This is a genomic window from Salmonella sp. SAL04196 (assembly GCF_046550835.1).
Classification (GTDB): Bacteria; Pseudomonadota; Gammaproteobacteria; order Enterobacterales; family Enterobacteriaceae; genus Salmonella; species Salmonella enterica.
This window is the reverse complement of sequence record NZ_JBGDXE010000001.1, coordinates 447845-464244: the sequence shown is the minus strand read 5'-3', so window position 1 is coordinate 464244 and position 16400 is coordinate 447845. Positions and strand designations below refer to the sequence as shown.

Genomic DNA, 16400 nt, shown 5'->3' with positions numbered 1-16400 from the left:
ATGTTAAATTTTCAACAAGTGGGTATTAAGGGGTATCCCCCTGGATGACCGATAAAAATGTGCGTGGTTAGCCCTGTCGCGCCTCTCTTCTTGACTATAAGTATGTTGTAACTAAATGCGGGTAAAAAAAAGCGCGGTCTAACGCCGCGCAAAGGATAATCAAAAGTTATTTTTTATTTTTAGAATGACGTCCATATACCGCCCAGGTAATAACGACGCAGGCGATATAGAAAATAAGAAAGACTTTCATCGCGCCGACTGGCGAACCGGTTAATGCTAAAGATGAACCAAATGCTTTCGGAATAAAAAAGCCGCCAATCGCGCCAATCGCGGAAATAAAGCCCAGCGCCGCCGCCGTATCGGTCGCCGCTTCACGCATGGCTTTTTCTTCCGACCCGCCTTCCGCTTTTACCCGGTCCATCGTCAGTTTACGGAAGATAACGGAGATCATCTGGAAGGTAGAACCACTCCCCAACCCCGCCGTCAGGAACAGCGCCAGAAATACCCCGTAGAATGCGATAAAGCTACCGCCAACGCCGCCAGTAGGTAATGTCAGGAACAGCAGACCGCTGAAAATCGCCATCAGGACAAAGTTGATAAGCGTGACGCGAGTCCCCCCCAGACGGTCAGAAATTGCGCCGCCTGCCGAACGCGCCAGCGCGCCGATAAACGGACCGAAAAACGCATAATGCAGGATCTGCACATCCGGGAATTGCGTTTTAGACAGCATAGCGAACCCCGCGGAGAAACCGATAAACGATCCGAAGGTCGCCAGATACAGCAGACTCATGATCCACAGATGACCACGTTTGAGCACCGGCAGTTGCTCTTTTAGCGAGGCCTTAGACGTCGCCAGTTCGTTCATGCCGAACCACGCCGCCAGCGTAAAAATGGCCAGGAAAGGCACCCAAATCCAGGCCGCGTTCGCCAGATAGAGCTGAGAACCGTCCGGCTGCTCTACACCGTGGCTGCCAAAGGCGGCAAAGATAGAGAGCGAAACCACCAGCGGCGCAACCAGCTGCATCACGCTCACGCCCATATTGCCCAGACCGCCGTTCAGACCCAGCGCGCCGCCCTGCTTTTGTTTAGGAAAGAAAAAGCTGATGTTCGCCATACTGGAGGCAAAGTTCGCGCCGGCAAAACCACACAGCAAGGAAATAATAATGAAAGTGCTAAATGGCGTACTGGTATCCTGAACGGCAAAGCCTAACCATACGCAAGGCACGATGAGGATACCGGTACTGAACGCTGTCCAGCGACGTCCGCCAAATAGCGGCACCATAAAGGAGTAAGGCACCCGTAGCAGCGCGCCGGAAACAGATGGCAGCGCAGTCAACATAAAGAGCTGATCGGTCGTAAAATTAAATCCCACTTTCGGCAGGTTCACCGCCACTGCGCTGAATAGCATCCAGACGCAAAACGCCAGCAGTAAACACGGCACAGAAATCCACAGATTACGGCTGGCGACACGATGGCCGCGCTGCTGCCAGAATGCCGGATCTTCCGGACGCCATTCCGTGATAACAGCGCCAGTTGCCCTTTCCGGGGCGGATGAGTGACTCATAGACACCTCTGATTCTTGATTTGATGTCTGCCACATTAGGGTTTACTGCCGAAGGTAAGTTGATATAAATCAAAGGAAAAGTCGTCATCACCGGCGACTAAAAATAGTTATTACCCTTAATGAGTAGGCTATTTTGGTAAAAAAGCTGTGGTTTTTCACCATGCTGTGTCTGTCTACTCCTTCCCGTCGCAGATACCTCTCTACGGCGGCAATTAAGGAGTAACTCGTTATAGGTATGGGTATACTCCGCTGTATCGTTGAGAATAGCGGCACAGCCGATTGACGCCCCTCTTTTTTGCTACGTTTTTTCGGCGACATTACCCCGAAGAAAGAAGGTAACATGTTTAAACGGTGTTTCTCTCCTCTTACGCTGGTTAACCAACTGGCGCTGATTGTCATGCTCTCTACCGCTATCGGCGTGGCGGGGATGGCGGTTTCCGGCTGGCTGGTTCAGGGCGTGCAGGGTAGCGCTCATGCGATTAATAAAGCGGGCTCATTGCGTATGCAAAGCTATCGACTACTGGCCGCTGTCCCGCTGGATGCTAAAGATCAAAAGCTGCTGGATGAGATGGAGCAAACGGCATTCAGCCCGGAACTGACCCGCGCCGCTGAGCGAGACGGGCAGCAAAAGCAGCTTAAAGCGTTGCAGGATTACTGGCATAACGAACTCTCGCCAGGACTACAGCACGCGCAAAACGCGCACGCGGTCGCAGAAGATGTCACGCGCTTTGTGGCGGGCCTGGATCGCCTGGTGACGTCGTTCGACCATACTACTGAATTGCGTATCGAACGCGTGGTATTAGTTCACCGGGTAATGGCGATCTTTATGGCGCTATTGCTGGTATTTACGATTATCTGGCTACGTGTTCGCCTTTTGCAGCCCTGGAAACAGTTATTATCAATGGCGCGCGCCGTCAGTCAGCGCGACTTTACCCAACGTGCCAATATCAGTGGACGCAATGAGATGGCCGCGTTGGGTTCTGCGCTCAATAATATGTCTGAAGAACTGGCCGAAAGTTATGCGGTACTGGAACAGCGCGTACAGGAAAAAACAGCCGGTCTGGAACATAAAAACCAGATTCTCTCGTTTTTGTGGCAAGCCAACCGCCGACTGCATTCACAGGCTCCGCTATGTGAGCGTCTTTCACCGGTACTGAATGGCCTGCAAAATTTAACCCAGTTGCATGATATTGAGCTGCGGGTCTATGACCTGGAAGATGAAGATAATCACCAGGAATTTACCTGTCAGTCGGACATCAGTTGCGATGATAAAGGCTGCCACCTTTGCCCACGTAGCGCCCTGCCGATGATTAACGGCGGCACCACCTTAAAATGGCGGCTCACCGACTCTCACACCCAATACGGTATTTTGCTGGCGACGCTGCCCTATGGACGCCATTTCAGCCACGATCAGCAACAGTTGGTGGACACGCTGGTTGAACAGCTTACCGCGACTCTGGCGCTCGACAGGCATCAGGAGCGCCAGCAGCAGTTGATTGTCATGGAAGAGCGTGCCACCATTGCCCGCGAACTGCATGATTCTATTGCCCAGTCGCTCTCTTGTATGAAGATGCAGGTGAGCTGCCTGCAAATGCAGGGCGACGTGTTACCGGAAAGCAGCCGTGAGTTACTCAGCCAAATTCGCAATGAGCTAAACTGCTCCTGGGCGCAACTGCGCGAACTGTTAACCACTTTCCGGTTACAGTTGACGGAACCCGGGCTACGTCCGGCGCTGGAAGCAAGCTGCCAGGAGTTCAGCGCCCGGTTTGGCTTTACGGTAAAACTGGATTATCAGCTTCCCCCCCGCCTGGTGCCTTCATACCAGGCGATACACCTGTTGCAAATTGCCAGGGAAGCCCTCAGCAACGCCCTTAAACACTCTCATGCCGACGATGTGGTGGTGACAGTGACGCAATGTGGCAAACAGGTCAAACTAAAAGTGCAGGATAATGGCTGCGGCGTCCCGGAAAACGCCGAACGCAGTAATCACTACGGCATGATCATCATGCGCGATCGGGCGCAAAGTTTGCGCGGCGATTGCCAGGTACGCCGACGCGAGACTGGCGGAACAGAGGTCACTGTTACTTTTATTCCAGAAACAAACTTCACAGAAACCCAGGGAGATACCCATGAATAATCAGGAACCGGCAACCATCCTGTTAATTGACGACCATCCGATGCTACGCACGGGTGTAAAGCAGCTTGTGAGTATGGCGCCCGATATCAGCGTGGTCGGAGAAGCCAGCAACGGTGAGCAGGGTATTGACCTGGCGGAATCGCTCGATCCCGATCTGATCCTCCTTGATTTGAATATGCCGGGAATGAATGGTCTCGAAACGCTGGATAAATTACGCGAAAAAGCGCTGTCAGGACGTATTGTCGTTTTCAGCGTATCCAACCATGAAGAAGATGTCGTCACGGCACTAAAGCGCGGCGCGGATGGTTATCTGTTGAAAGACATGGAGCCTGAGGACTTGCTCAAAGCGTTACAACAGGCCGCCGCCGGCGAAATGGTATTAAGTGAAGCGTTAACGCCGGTACTGGCGGCCAGCCTGCGGGCCAACCGCGCTACCACCGATCGCGATGTAACGCAACTCACCCCGCGTGAGCGCGATATTCTGAAGCTCATCGCGCAGGGATTGCCAAATAAGATGATTGCCCGGCGTCTGGATATCACCGAAAGTACGGTCAAAGTGCACGTGAAACATATGCTCAAGAAAATGAAGCTGAAATCGCGCGTGGAGGCCGCCGTCTGGGTGCATCAGGAACGCATCTTTTAATTATTGCTCCTGGAACGGTTGCCAATGCGGATTATCGTCCGGCATCGTGATAAACGGTTCAGTCAGCGCGAGCGTGATCTCATTGGAAGAGACACGCTGACCTTTTTCATCCTCAACCACCACCGATAAACGCCAGCGATTTGCCGCGCCTTCGCGGTGATCCCAGGCCGGCATAATGATTGTCCAGCCCTCGGTACTGCGGGTGTCCGTTCCTGCCGTCAAACTTAATGCCTGTGTATCGCCCTGCCAGCTCAAATGACGAATACCGTGCACGCTGCGCACCTGCAATTTTAACGCAACCGTCTCACCAGGCGTAAGATCCCAGGGCGGCGTCGCCAGAAAAACCGTTAGCGTTTTACGCTGCCGATACTCCATTGTCGGCAGCGAGTTACGTTGCGGCGTATCATAGCGGCTACCGCGTAATGACTGGCTTTGCGCCACTTCACTGGCGGCAAGCTGCTTTTTGAGCGACATGCCGAAGCGGTAGTTAAGCGTCAGTCCCAGGTTATTCTGACTGACCCCGCTCTCGCCCTGTTTGTGCTGGGCGGTCACGGTAAGCAAAGGTACTGGCGTATAGTTGAGACCCAGTTTTAACGCGACAGGATTGTGATACCCCGTTCCGGAGTCAAACAGATCCACGCTATCGCCAAAGTACTGCTCCAGACTAACGCTGGTATTGATATGCTGGTAAAACGGCAGCCGCATTTGCGCGTTGATATCATATCCGCGCGCCATTCGCTGTTCTAAGGTCGCCGTATGCGTCTGCCAGTCGGCAAAAGGCTGATAATAGTTGGCGGATAAACGTAAATATTCTCCCCACGCCTCCGCGCCAAAGCCGGCGCGCTGCAAATTTTCATCCAGCAGATTATCGTAAAAGGTATTATAGCCAAGAAGCCAGCCATCCTGCGCCCAGCGCTGTCCTACGCCAATGTTGCTTACCAGTCCATCAGTCTGTTGCGTAAGACCAAGCTGGCTCCAGGTCAGATAGCGCTGTTTATCCTGTAAAGGGATAAACCAGCTTCCGCGACTGCCGTTAAAATGACCTTCGTTATCGACGTTAATATCCACGCTGGCGCTGCCCCAGGCTGATAGCCAGCTTTCAAGCTGCTGGTTAACCTGCTCGCTGACCACATCGCGTACCTGTCCGAAAGCAAATTGCCGCGCCTGTTCACCGGTATCCAGATCGTTATTTTTCATGCTGGCTTCGCCAAACGCTTTGGCCATCTCGGCAAAATGCTTTTCCCCTTCGTGAGATTCCGGCATCATGCCTAAATCCGGCAGACGGTTTTGCGTGAAAGGATCTTGCGCCTGCGCACGGATCGTACCGCTGGCAGCCAGCAAGAGAAGCGAGAGTGAGAATGAACGAAAAACAATACGGCTCAACGTGTCGGCAACTTCTACAACAAAAGATAAGAGGAATGGCATCAGAGTAAACCATAACGTGTCCGGACAGGTTTTGCAGCCTTTTCTCGTGCTTCCAGGAATATCCTTATTTTTTCCGCAGAGCGTCCCGGGATTTTCTCCACGCATTTGGCGGTACCCGGTTCCCGAGGTAACATAACGCCATTGCCGACAAAATTTCTCAAGGAGAAGGGTTATCCATGCAAAATATCGTCATTATCGCTAACGGCGCCGCCTACGGCAGCGAATCATTATTTAATAGCCTGCGTCTGGCCATTGCGCTGCGCGAGCAGGAAAGCCATCTCAATTTACGCCTGTTTTTGATGTCAGATGCCGTAACCGCAGGGTTACGCGGTCAAAAACCAGCCGAGGGCTACAATATTCAGCAAATGCTGGAAATTCTGACCGCGCAAAACGTACCGGTAAAATTATGCAAAACCTGTGCGGACGGACGTGGTATCACTCCCCTGCCGCTGATTGACGGTGTGGAAATCGGAACGCTGGTCGAGCTGGCGCAATGGACGCTGGCAGCGGACAAAGTGCTGACATTTTGAATCTGTACGCGGGAAAAGCTCCCGCGTCAGGATAGACTTCCGGCAAGAAAATCAGGCTAACACGTGAGTAATACCGCGTTTATTTTTTCTTATGCCATTTATCATCCTCGCCTTTTTCATAATCGTTTTTAACCGCCGCCCAGGCGACTTTGTGTGCGGTTTCCTCGCGACTGGCGTCATCACGACGATCGGCTTTATCTTTATATTGCTCCCAGGCGCTATTAAACGCTTCTTTGTAAATGTCCTGGGCATGGGCTGGAAGAACATTCCGCACATTATCGGGTAAATCACTTTTGGCTTTATACGGCATCCGCACCTCCGTCTTCAGGGAAAACATTAAGTGTGGTAAACAATGCGTTATTACGCCAGTCGAGGAGGATTTTTGCTTTTTACGGAAATTAACTTTTTGTTATTTAAACACTGTTAAAACAAGATGCTTGTTTTACTGACCTTGAAAGAAAAAAATCGTCTACGCCGTAAAACTACGTAAAAAACCACTAAAAAAATACAAATTTCTGCTATTTTTACCTTCTTTACTCTTTCCAAAATATTAACACCTGCACAAGGGAGACCCTCATGACACATGCCTGTGAGGCGGTGAAAACCCGCCATAAGGAGACTTCGCTTATTTTCCCGGTTCTTGCGCTGGTAGTGCTGTTCCTTTGGGGAAGCAGCCAGTCACTACCAGTGGTTATTGGCATCAATATCCTTGCACTTATTGGTATTTTAAGCAGCGCATTTAGCGTGGTCCGTCATGCCGATGTATTAGCGCACCGACTCGGCGAACCCTACGGATCGCTTATTTTAAGCCTGTCCGTCGTTATTCTTGAGGTGAGTTTAATTTCAGCGCTGATGGCCACCGGCGATGCTGCGCCAACGCTTATGCGTGATACGCTCTACTCTATTATTATGATTGTCACCGGGGGACTGGTCGGTTTCTCGTTGTTGTTGGGCGGGCGTAAATTCGCAACGCAATATATGAATTTATTCGGGATTAAGCAGTATCTTATCGCGCTGTTTCCGCTGGCGATTATTGTGCTGGTTTTTCCCATGGCATTGCCGCAAGCCAATTTCTCTACCGGTCAGGCATTATTGGTCGCGTTAATTTCTGCCGCGATGTACGGCGTATTTTTGTTGATTCAAACCAAAACGCACCAGAGCTTATTTATCTATGAACATGAAGATGAAGGCGATGATGACAATCCACACCACGGTAAACCCTCCGCGCACAGTAGCGGCTGGCATACGGTCTGGTTACTCATTCATTTAATTGCGGTCATTGCCGTTACCAAAATGAATGCCAGCCCGCTGGAGGCGTTGCTGACCAGCATGAACGCGCCGGTCGCCTTTACCGGTTTCCTGGTCGCGCTGTTAATTCTCTCGCCGGAAGGACTGGGCGCGCTGAAGGCGGTACTGAATAATCAGGTTCAACGGGCAATGAATCTGTTCTTCGGATCGGTGTTGGCGACGATTTCATTAACCGTGCCGGTCGTCACGCTCATCGCCTGGGCGACAGGTAATGATCTGGTGTTTGGTTTAGGCGCGCCGGAAATGGTAGTGATGGTAGCCTCGTTAGTGCTGTGCCATATTTCGTTCTCTACCGGACGCACCAACGTGCTAAACGGCGCGGCGCATCTGGCTTTATTTGCCGCCTATCTGATGACGATTTTTGCCTGATATAAAAAAGCCGGATAGTATCTTATCCGGCCTACACAAGCTAAAAACCGCAATCAGTTCTCGGTATCCAGCTCGTCGAAGCTTTTCACCAAATCATCAATCGCTTTTATCTGGGTCAGGAACTGCTCCAGTTTCGCCAGCGGCAGCGCGGAAGGACCGTCGCACTTCGCGTTAGCCGGGTCCGGATGCGACTCCAGGAACAGGCCCGCCAGACCGACAGCCATACCGGCGCGCGCCAGCTCGGTCACCTGACCACGACGACCGCCAGAGGCGGCGCCAAATGGGTCGCGGCATTGCAGCGCGTGGGTAACGTCGAAAATCACCGGCGAGTTGCCGGAGACCTTTTTCATCACGCTAAAGCCCAGCATATCTACCACCAGGTTGTCATAACCGAAGTTCGCGCCGCGGTCGCACAGAATCACCTTATCGTTACCGCCCTCATGGAACTTATCCACGATATTGCCCATCTGACCCGGGCTTACGAACTGCGGCTTTTTCACGTTAATCACAGCGCCGGTTTTCGCCATCGCTTCCACCAGGTCGGTCTGGCGCGCCAGAAACGCTGGGAGCTGAATCACGTCAACCACATCAGCAACAGGCTGCGCCTGGCTGGCTTCATGGACGTCAGTGATCACTTTTACGCCAAATGTCTGTTTGAGCTCCTGGAAGATTTTCATCCCTTCTTCCAGACCCGGCCCACGGTAAGAGTGAATAGAGGAACGGTTGGCTTTATCAAAAGAGGCCTTGAACACGTAAGGAATACCCAGCTTCTGGGTAACGGTTACGTAGTGCTCACAAATGCGCATTGCCAGATCGCGTGACTCCAGCACGTTCATACCGCCAAACAGCACAAACGGCAGGTCATTTGCCACCTTAATGTCGCCAATGTTAACCACTTTTTGTTTCATAGGATCGCCTTACACTTATAGGTAAAATGTCGGTTAATTAATGTAGAACAATTTGCTTGTGCGCAATGGTGTTGATCTGCGCACGAATCATTTCGCTGATCGGGTCTTCCGGACACTGTTCAACGAAGTAGCTTAAATCAGTCAGCGCAACGTGTTCACACTCAAGCTGCGCGTAGATCAACCCGCGGTCACGGATTTCGTAAGGATCTTCCGGGTTAAATTGCAACAATGCTTCGCTAACGCGCAGCGCCAGCTCCATTTGCCGTTCCTCCATCAGCGAGGATTTCAGCGTATCCAGTAGCTTACGAATCACTTCGGCGTTATCCGCCTCGTCCAAATCTTCGTTAAACAACTCGGCGACCGGACTAATATTGCCTTTTAACCAGACTTCCAGAGTATGTTCATCAAGCGTTTCACCGTTGAACGGGTTAATCAGCCACATTGCCCCTTCCAGCGATTCAATACGCAAAATCAACTGCGTTGGGAAGATAACGGGCACCAACGGCAAATCAAGACGGTTTGCTATCCATAATAAAATAGCGCCCAACGATACCGCGCTACCCTGGCGTTTTTTCAGGACTTTATCGAGCCATAAAGCATCAGAAAGACGGTAGACGCCGCGGGAATCCGTGAACCCCCACTCGCCGTAAAAAAGAGCCAGCAATTTTTCCAGTTGCTCATCCTGAGACAGGAGCTGGCTAATTTCTTCCTGCGCCAGACTGACCAGACGTTCCAGTTCGTCGTAGACAAACTGCGTGGGAAAATCCAGGCGAATCATCTCTGATGCCAGGATCATGCCATCACACAGCGGCGCATTGTTAAATTCGAAATCAGCTAACGACCTCATGACTTACCCCAGTAACGGTATTTTTGTGGTGGCGAGTTTAATGATGATGTACAGCACCACCAGCGCCAGCGGGAAAGCGATAAAACGCGCCTGCTGGCTGCGCGCCTGACGATAATCAAGCGCAATAAAACCCAAAACGATGTAGATGATAACGCCAAACAGTTTTTCAGTCAGCCATGAGCCCGACTCCGTGAATGGCAGGATGTGCGTTTTAACGATTAACCCAATACCGCTAAGCAGTAACAGGGTATCTATGACGGGAGGCACGATTCGTGTCCAGCGCGCGGCGGCCAACGCATGGCCGCAATAGCGCCACCAGTAACGAGCGACAAACAAACTGACGGAGAGCGCAACACAGATAAGATGAAGCGTGAGCAGCATCGCAATTGTCATGGCGTAAAACGTCCGCAGGTCACGCGTTCATTACCGCCATAATCACGACACGTTTCTACATCCGAGTAACCAGACCGCCTGAAAACCGCTCTTACCGCTTCGCCTTGCTGCCAACCGTGTTCCAGCAGCAGGAAGCCGCCGGGCGTTAACATCTGGCGGGCGTTATCGATAATATGCGTAAGATCCGCCATACCGTTTTCGTCCGCCACCAACGCCGAGCGCGGTTCAAAGCGTACATCGCCTTCGCTAAGGTGCGGGTCCTGCGCGTCAATGTAGGGCGGATTGCTGACAATCATGTCGAACTGCTGCCCCGATAGCGCGCTGAACCAACAACTTTGCAGTATACGCACATTCCGGATAGCCAAATGTTCCGCGTTGCGTATCGCCAGCGCAACCGCATCAGGCATACGATCGACCGCAGTCACCTCACAATCCGGTCGCTCGCAGGCCAGCGCCAGCGCAATCGCGCCAGTTCCGGTGCCTAAATCCAGAATACGACAGGTTTTGACCGGCAATCGCGCCAACGCCTGTTCCACCAGACATTCGGTATCCGGGCGCGGGATTAGCGTGGCGGGAGAAACGAAGAGCGGCAGCGACCAGAATTCGCGTAAGCCCGTCAGGTACGCAATGGGTTCGCCCTGTTTACGCCGCTGCAGCAGATCCGCGAGCTGTTGTTGCTGGACGTCAGTAAGCGGCGTTTCGCCAAAGGCCATGATATACGTCCGCCCCTTGCCCGTAACGTACTCAAGCAGGATCTCGGCGTCGCGCCGGGGGCTGTCGCTGTCCCGGAGCTGGTTTACCGCCTCATGCAGCCAGTGCTGAAAATCCATTATTCCTGCTCGGACAACGCGGCTAACAGGTCAGCCTGATGTTCCTGAACAATCGGCTCAATCAGCATATCCAACTTACCTTCCATCGTTTCATCAAGGCGATATAACGTCAGATTAATACGATGATCGGTCACGCGCCCCTGCGGGAAATTATAGGTCCGGTTACGATCGCTGCGATCGCCGCTGCCAAGCAGGTTGCGGCGCGTTGACGCCTCGGCCTGCTGGCGTTTTGCCGTTTCGGCGGCGTGAATACGCGCCCCGAGCACCGAGAGCGCTTTCGCTTTGTTTTTATGCTGCGAACGCTCGTCCTGGCATTCCACCACGATGCCGGTCGGCAAGTGGGTAATACGGATAGCGGAGTCGGTGGTGTTAACGTGCTGACCGCCCGCGCCGGAAGAACGAAACGTATCAATGCGCAGATCCGCCGGGTTAATATCCGGCAGCTCGGCTTCCGGCAGCTCCGGCATCACGGCGACGGTACAGGCGGAGGTATGGATACGCCCCTGCGACTCGGTCGCCGGAACACGCTGTACGCGGTGTCCGCCGGACTCAAATTTCAGTCGGCCATACACGCCGTCGCCGCTGATTTTGGCGATGATCTCTTTATAACCGCCATGCTCGCCTTCGCTCATGCTCATGATCTCCACGCGCCAGCGGCGCGATTCGGCATAACGGCTGTACATGCGGAACAGATCGCCGGCAAACAGCGCGGCTTCATCGCCGCCGGTGCCGGCGCGAACCTCAAGGAACGCGTTTCGTTCATCGTCCGGATCTTTCGGCAGCAGCAGTACCTGTAACTGTTGCTCCAGTTGTTCGCTTTTTTCTTTCGCTTCGCGCAGTTCTTCCTGCGCCATTTCTCGCATTTCAGGATCGTCGAGCATCATCTGAGCCGTCTCGATATCGTCCTGAACCTGTTGCCAGTCCGTAAAACAGCGAGAAACGTCGCTTAATTGCGCATATTCGCGCGACAATGCGCGAAAGCGGTCCTGGTCGGCGATAATTCCCGCATCGCCCAGCAACGCCTGAACTTCCTCATGGCGTTCGTGCAGGGCTTCCAGTTTGGCAACGATAGAAGGCTTCATAGGCGTAAATTCACCCTGTAAAAAAGTGTGGTGTGTGCTGCTACTCCAGCCCGAGGCTGTCGCGCAGAATATTCAGGCGTTCGTCATCCCCGTCACGGGCAGCCTGTTGAAGTGATTTCGTTGGCGCATGAATCAGGCGGTTGGTCAGTTTCCATGCCAGATCCTGCAAGATGGCTTGCGCATCGCCGCCCTGTTGAAGGGCCGACAGCGCTTTGGTAGTCAGTTCGTCACGAATCTGCTCCGACTGACTACGGTATTCCCGAATGGTCTCGCTGGCCCCCTGGGCGCGTAGCCAGGCCATAAACTCGCTGGCTTCCTGCTCAACAATCGTTTCCGCTTCCACCGCCGCAGCCTGACGCTGCGCCAGATTGTGCGAAATGATGCTCTGTAAATCATCGACGCTATAAAGATAAGCGTTCGCCAGTTTGCCGACTTCCGGCTCAACGTCGCGCGGTACGGCGATATCCACCAGCAGCATCGGCTGGTTGCGACGGCTTTTTAATGCGCGCTCCACCATGCCTTTACCGATAATCGGCAGCGGGCTAGCGGTCGAACTGATGATAATATCGGCATCCTGCAAACGGGCGTCGATATCGCTGAGCGAGATAACCTCAGCGCCTACTTCATCCGCCAGGGCTTGCGCGCGCTCGCGGGTTCGGTTGGCGATAATCATCTTTTGTACTTTATGCTCGCGCAGGTGACGCGCCACCAGTTCAATAGTTTCGCCCGCGCCAACTAACAGTACAGTGACCGTCGAGAGCGATTCAAAGATTTGGCGGGCGAGCGTACAGGCGGCAAACGCGACGGAGACGGCGCTGGCGCCGATATCGGTTTCAGTCCGCACTCGCTTGGCGACGGAAAAAGACTTCTGAAACATTCGCTCCAGCGCGCTGGCGTTAAGGTGGCCTTTTTGCGAATCCGCAAACGCTTTTTTCACCTGACCGAGGATTTGCGGTTCGCCCAGCACCAGTGAATCCAGACCGCTGGCGACGCGCATCAGGTGGCTGACGGCGTCATTGTCCTGATGCCAGTACAGACTGTTGCGCAGATCGTCCTCGTTCAGGTTATGGTAATCGCATAACCAGCGGATCAGCGCTTCCTGCAGGTTATCCTGCTCTTCCACGCTCAAATACAACTCTGTACGGTTACAAGTTGACAGCACGACCCCGCCCTGCACCATTGGCTGCGCAAGCAGACTGTCCAGCGCCTGATCAAGCGTGTCCGGCGAAAACGTTACGCGTTCTCGCAGCGATACAGGTGCCGTTTTATGGTTAATACCGAGCGCTAAAAGGGTCATGTCTGCGGGAGTAGTACCAGCGTTGATATGGTTAGTCTGCTTGCATCATACAGGATGCGCGTGGTCAATAAAAGAGAGAGCCCCCTTTTGGAGTAATTGGCAGCGCTCGCTAATTTGATGATTTAAGACAACTTGAAAGTAGACGATGTCACCAGGCGGCGCTAGCATTAAAGGCTATAACTGTAACCGATAGCAAAAATTTGCCGAATCGCGGCGCGAACGTTTTTACAGCCTGCAGGTTCAGTTTTCAGGCCTGATAAGCGTAACGCCATCAGGCAATTATTGCACCGTATCACAAGGATTCGTCATCACTATGACCCTGCCCGATTTTCGCCTGATTCGTCTACTGCCGTTAGCAAGCCTGGTTCTCACCGCCTGTACGCTTCCTGGGCATAAAGGCCCGGGCAAGAGCCCGGATTCCCCTCAGTGGCGCCAGCATCAGCAAGAGGTGCGTCATCTGAATCAATACCAGACGCGCGGCGCCTTTGCTTACATCTCAGATGATCAGAAAGTCTATGCGCGCTTCTTCTGGCAACAGACCGGACAGGATCGCTACCGCCTGCTGCTTACCAACCCGCTGGGCAGCACCGAGCTGGAGCTTAACGCCCAGCCGGGCAACGTCCAGTTGGTGGATAACAAAGGCCAGCGTTATACCGCCGATGACGCCGAAGAGATGATCGGCAAACTCACCGGGATGCCGATTCCGTTAAACAGCCTGCGGCAGTGGATCCTCGGCCTGCCTGGCGATGCCACCGACTACAAACTGGACGACCAGTACCGCCTGAGCGAAGTGAACTACCGCCAGGATGGTAAAAACTGGAAAGTGGTTTACGGTGGCTATGACAGCAAAACGCAGCCTGCCATGCCTGCCAATATGGAGCTTTCAGACGGCAGTCAGCGCATTAAGCTGAAAATGGATAACTGGATTGTGAAATGATGACCCATTGGCCTTCTCCGGCAAAATTAAACCTGTTTTTATATATCACCGGACAGCGTGCAGACGGCTACCACACGCTGCAGACGCTGTTTCAGTTTCTGGATTATGGCGACACACTCCACATCGAACCGCGTCACGATGGCGAAATCCATTTATTAACGCCGGTTACCGGCGTTGAAAATGAAGACAATCTGATCGTCCGCGCCGCGCGGCTGTTGATGAAAGCCGCCTCGGAGAGTGGGCGCCTGCCCGCCGGAAGCGGCGCGGATATCAGCATTGAGAAGCGCCTTCCCATGGGCGGCGGTCTGGGCGGCGGCTCGTCTAACGCCGCGACCGTTCTGGTGGCGCTCAATCATCTTTGGCAATGCGGGCTTTCCATTGATGAACTGGCGACGCTCGGCCTAACGCTCGGCGCCGACGTCCCGGTCTTTGTTCGTGGCCACGCCGCGTTTGCCGAAGGCGTAGGCGAAATATTAACGCCGGTGAATCCGCCGGAAAAATGGTATCTGGTCGCGCACCCTGGCGTAAGCATTCCGACACCGGTTATCTTTAAAGATCCTCAATTGCCGCGTAATACGCCAAAAAGGTCAATAGATACGTTACTAAAATGTGAATTCAGCAATGATTGCGAGGTTATCGCAAGAAAACGTTTTCGCGAGGTTGATGCGGCGCTTTCCTGGCTGTTAGAATACGCGCCATCGCGCCTGACTGGGACAGGGGCCTGTGTCTTTGCTGAATTCGATACAGAGTCTTGTGCTCGCCAGGTGCTTGAGCAAGCCCCGGAATGGCTCAATGCTTTTGTGGCGAAGGGTGTCAACCTCTCCCCATTGCATCGAGAGTTACTCTAACGCATTCGGGTTTCAGGAAGATGGCGAAATGACGAGTCGCCGGTCATATATGCCGTATTTGACCGGTGTGAGACATCGATACCAGCGCACATGAAACGTGAATGAAGACGAGTAAGCCGGGCAAGCTGAGCTTCGGTGACAACGTCACCTTGTTCCAGACGTTGCATCGCGCTCTTTAATACACCGCCTGGATAGGATTTTGCCTAGCCCGCACAGTTTTCGGCAAATCTTTTCCACCAATGGACGCATGCCTGAGGTTCTTCTCGTGCCTGATATGAAGCTTTTTGCTGGTAACGCCACCCCGGAACTAGCACAACGTATTGCCAACCGCCTGTACACTTCTCTCGGCGACGCCGCCGTAGGTCGCTTTAGCGACGGCGAAGTCAGCGTACAAATCAACGAAAATGTACGCGGTGGTGATATTTTCATCATCCAGTCCACTTGTGCCCCAACCAACGACAACCTGATGGAATTGGTCGTTATGGTTGATGCCCTGCGTCGTGCTTCCGCAGGTCGTATCACCGCCGTTATCCCCTACTTTGGCTATGCACGTCAGGACCGTCGCGTACGTTCCGCCCGTGTGCCGATTACCGCAAAAGTTGTCGCTGACTTCCTGTCCAGCGTCGGCGTTGACCGCGTTCTCACCGTAGATCTGCATGCTGAACAGATCCAGGGCTTCTTTGACGTTCCGGTTGATAACGTGTTCGGTAGCCCAATCCTGCTCGAAGATATGCTGCAACTGAATCTGGATAACCCGATCGTGGTTTCTCCGGATATTGGCGGCGTGGTTCGTGCCCGCGCTATCGCTAAGCTGCTGAACGATACCGATATGGCTATCATTGATAAACGTCGTCCGCGCGCGAACGTTTCTCAGGTGATGCACATCATCGGCGACGTCGCTGGCCGTGACTGCGTGCTGGTTGATGATATGATCGATACCGGCGGTACTCTGTGCAAAGCAGCAGAAGCATTGAAAGAACGTGGCGCTAAACGCGTGTTTGCCTACGCGACGCACCCGATCTTCTCAGGCAATGCGGCAAACAACCTGCGCAACTCCGTTATTGATGAAGTCGTTGTCTGCGACACCATTCCGCTGACCGACGAAATCAAAGCGCTGCCGAACGTGCGTACCTTGACCCTGTCAGGTATGCTGGCCGAAGCGATTCGCCGTATCAGCAACGAAGAATCGATTTCCGCCATGTTCGAGCATTGATCGAACCCGGATCTGAAACCCGCTGCGGCGGGTTTTTTTGTCTGTAACACCCTTTTGTATGACTTATGC

16 protein-coding genes are annotated in these 16400 nt (G+C 53.2%); 7 read left to right on the top strand and 9 right to left on the bottom strand.

All coding sequences use genetic code 11. The annotated features are described in order from the left end of the window. Positions 1-166: 166 nt before the first annotated feature. Positions 167-1564: a nitrate transporter NarK gene (gene narK, locus ACLJPE_RS02415; protein WP_000019849.1), complete on the bottom strand. Its 1398-nt coding sequence runs from the start codon at positions 1562-1564 to the stop codon at positions 167-169. 340 nt (positions 1565-1904) lie between these two features. Here narK and narX point away from each other — a divergent pair, with 340 nt between their 5' ends. Beyond that, positions 1905-3701, top strand: a complete 1797-nt coding sequence (narX, locus tag ACLJPE_RS02410; RefSeq protein WP_023232888.1) for a nitrate/nitrite two-component system sensor histidine kinase NarX — start codon at positions 1905-1907, stop codon at positions 3699-3701. After that, positions 3694-4344 carry a two-component system response regulator NarL gene (gene narL / locus ACLJPE_RS02405; protein ID WP_001064598.1) on the top strand — a complete coding sequence of 217 codons (651 nt, stop codon included), beginning with the start codon at positions 3694-3696 and terminating at the stop codon, positions 4342-4344. Before narX ends, narL begins: the two co-directional genes overlap by 8 nt. Here the strand turns inward: narL and ACLJPE_RS02400 are convergent, their stop codons facing one another. Further along, positions 4345-5769, bottom strand: coding sequence for a YchO/YchP family invasin (locus tag ACLJPE_RS02400; RefSeq protein ID WP_024148541.1), 1425 nt, complete (start codon positions 5767-5769; stop codon positions 4345-4347). 176 nt (positions 5770-5945) lie between these two features. Between ACLJPE_RS02400 and ACLJPE_RS02395 the strand changes: the two genes are divergently transcribed. After that, the gene (locus ACLJPE_RS02395; protein WP_001179795.1) at positions 5946-6299 is read left to right on the top strand and encodes a DsrE/DsrF/TusD sulfur relay family protein; all 354 of its coding nucleotides are present in this window, start codon (positions 5946-5948) and stop codon (positions 6297-6299) included. Positions 6300-6378: 79 nt separating this feature from the next. Here ACLJPE_RS02395 and chaB read toward each other — a convergent pair whose 3' ends face one another. Next, entirely contained in the window at positions 6379-6609 is a 231-nt protein-coding gene (chaB, locus tag ACLJPE_RS02390) for a putative cation transport regulator ChaB (RefSeq protein ID WP_001146392.1), read from the bottom strand. Positions 6610-6875: 266 nt separating this feature from the next. On the opposite strand from chaB, the gene chaA reads away from it, so the two are divergent. Beyond that, a complete protein-coding gene (chaA, locus tag ACLJPE_RS02385; RefSeq protein WP_000148418.1) occupies positions 6876-7976 on the top strand; it encodes a sodium-potassium/proton antiporter ChaA in 1101 nt (366 codons plus the stop codon). A gap of 53 nt (positions 7977-8029) precedes the next feature. Here chaA and kdsA read toward each other — a convergent pair whose 3' ends face one another. The 6 genes from kdsA to hemA are packed head-to-tail and all read right to left on the bottom strand — an operon-like array spanning position 8030 to position 13333. Beyond that, entirely contained in the window at positions 8030-8884 is an 855-nt protein-coding gene (kdsA, locus tag ACLJPE_RS02380; RefSeq protein ID WP_000811046.1) for a 3-deoxy-8-phosphooctulonate synthase, read from the bottom strand. Positions 8885-8921: 37 nt separating this feature from the next. After that, positions 8922-9731, bottom strand: a complete 810-nt coding sequence (gene sirB1, locus ACLJPE_RS02375) for an invasion regulator SirB1 (RefSeq protein WP_023232890.1) — start codon at positions 9729-9731, stop codon at positions 8922-8924. 3 nt (positions 9732-9734) lie between these two features. Next, positions 9735-10124, bottom strand: coding sequence for an invasion regulator SirB2 (gene sirB2 / locus ACLJPE_RS02370; RefSeq protein ID WP_000150667.1), 390 nt, complete (start codon positions 10122-10124; stop codon positions 9735-9737). Further along, on the bottom strand, positions 10121-10954 hold the full coding sequence (gene prmC, locus ACLJPE_RS02365) for a peptide chain release factor N(5)-glutamine methyltransferase (RefSeq protein WP_000347310.1): 834 nt from the start codon (positions 10952-10954) through the stop codon (positions 10121-10123). The genes sirB2 and prmC overlap by 4 nt, the downstream gene beginning before the upstream one ends. After that, the gene (gene prfA, locus ACLJPE_RS02360; protein WP_000804708.1) at positions 10954-12036 is read right to left on the bottom strand and encodes a peptide chain release factor 1; all 1083 of its coding nucleotides are present in this window, start codon (positions 12034-12036) and stop codon (positions 10954-10956) included. Before prfA ends, prmC begins: the two co-directional genes overlap by 1 nt. A gap of 40 nt (positions 12037-12076) precedes the next feature. Then, entirely contained in the window at positions 12077-13333 is a 1257-nt protein-coding gene (gene hemA, locus ACLJPE_RS02355; protein ID WP_000173208.1) for a glutamyl-tRNA reductase, read from the bottom strand. Between the two features lie 313 nt (positions 13334-13646). Between hemA and lolB the strand changes: the two genes are divergently transcribed. The 3 genes from lolB to prs all read left to right on the top strand — a co-directional run bounded on the left by lolB (position 13647) and on the right by prs (position 16331). Further along, positions 13647-14270, top strand: coding sequence for a lipoprotein insertase outer membrane protein LolB (lolB, locus tag ACLJPE_RS02350; protein WP_000174484.1), 624 nt, complete (start codon positions 13647-13649; stop codon positions 14268-14270). Beyond that, positions 14267-15118 (top strand): 4-(cytidine 5'-diphospho)-2-C-methyl-D-erythritol kinase, encoded by an 852-nt coding sequence (ispE, locus tag ACLJPE_RS02345; RefSeq protein WP_023212657.1) that lies wholly within the window; start codon positions 14267-14269, stop codon positions 15116-15118. Before lolB ends, ispE begins: the two co-directional genes overlap by 4 nt. Before the next feature lie 265 nt (positions 15119-15383). Next, entirely contained in the window at positions 15384-16331 is a 948-nt protein-coding gene (prs, locus tag ACLJPE_RS02340; protein ID WP_001518537.1) for a ribose-phosphate diphosphokinase, read from the top strand. Positions 16332-16400 lie beyond the last annotated feature (69 nt).

Bases quoted from the DNA above. Each gene is read 5' to 3' on its own strand.
- narK (WP_000019849.1), bottom strand. From the start codon at position 1,564: ATGAGTCACTCATCCGCCCCGGAAAGGGCAACTGGCGCTGTTATCACG.
- narX (WP_023232888.1), top strand. From the start codon at position 1,905: ATGTTTAAACGGTGTTTCTCTCCTCTTACGCTGGTTAACCAACTGGCG.
- narL (WP_001064598.1), top strand. From the start codon at position 3,694: ATGAATAATCAGGAACCGGCAACCATCCTGTTAATTGACGACCATCCG.
- ACLJPE_RS02400 (WP_024148541.1), bottom strand. From the start codon at position 5,769: ATGCCATTCCTCTTATCTTTTGTTGTAGAAGTTGCCGACACGTTGAGC.
- ACLJPE_RS02395 (WP_001179795.1), top strand. From the start codon at position 5,946: ATGCAAAATATCGTCATTATCGCTAACGGCGCCGCCTACGGCAGCGAA.
- chaB (WP_001146392.1), bottom strand. From the start codon at position 6,609: ATGCCGTATAAAGCCAAAAGTGATTTACCCGATAATGTGCGGAATGTT.
- chaA (WP_000148418.1), top strand. From the start codon at position 6,876: ATGACACATGCCTGTGAGGCGGTGAAAACCCGCCATAAGGAGACTTCG.
- kdsA (WP_000811046.1), bottom strand. From the start codon at position 8,884: ATGAAACAAAAAGTGGTTAACATTGGCGACATTAAGGTGGCAAATGAC.
- sirB1 (WP_023232890.1), bottom strand. From the start codon at position 9,731: ATGAGGTCGTTAGCTGATTTCGAATTTAACAATGCGCCGCTGTGTGAT.
- sirB2 (WP_000150667.1), bottom strand. From the start codon at position 10,124: ATGACAATTGCGATGCTGCTCACGCTTCATCTTATCTGTGTTGCGCTC.
- prmC (WP_000347310.1), bottom strand. From the start codon at position 10,954: ATGGATTTTCAGCACTGGCTGCATGAGGCGGTAAACCAGCTCCGGGAC.
- prfA (WP_000804708.1), bottom strand. From the start codon at position 12,036: ATGAAGCCTTCTATCGTTGCCAAACTGGAAGCCCTGCACGAACGCCAT.
- hemA (WP_000173208.1), bottom strand. From the start codon at position 13,333: ATGACCCTTTTAGCGCTCGGTATTAACCATAAAACGGCACCTGTATCG.
- lolB (WP_000174484.1), top strand. From the start codon at position 13,647: ATGACCCTGCCCGATTTTCGCCTGATTCGTCTACTGCCGTTAGCAAGC.
- ispE (WP_023212657.1), top strand. From the start codon at position 14,267: ATGATGACCCATTGGCCTTCTCCGGCAAAATTAAACCTGTTTTTATAT.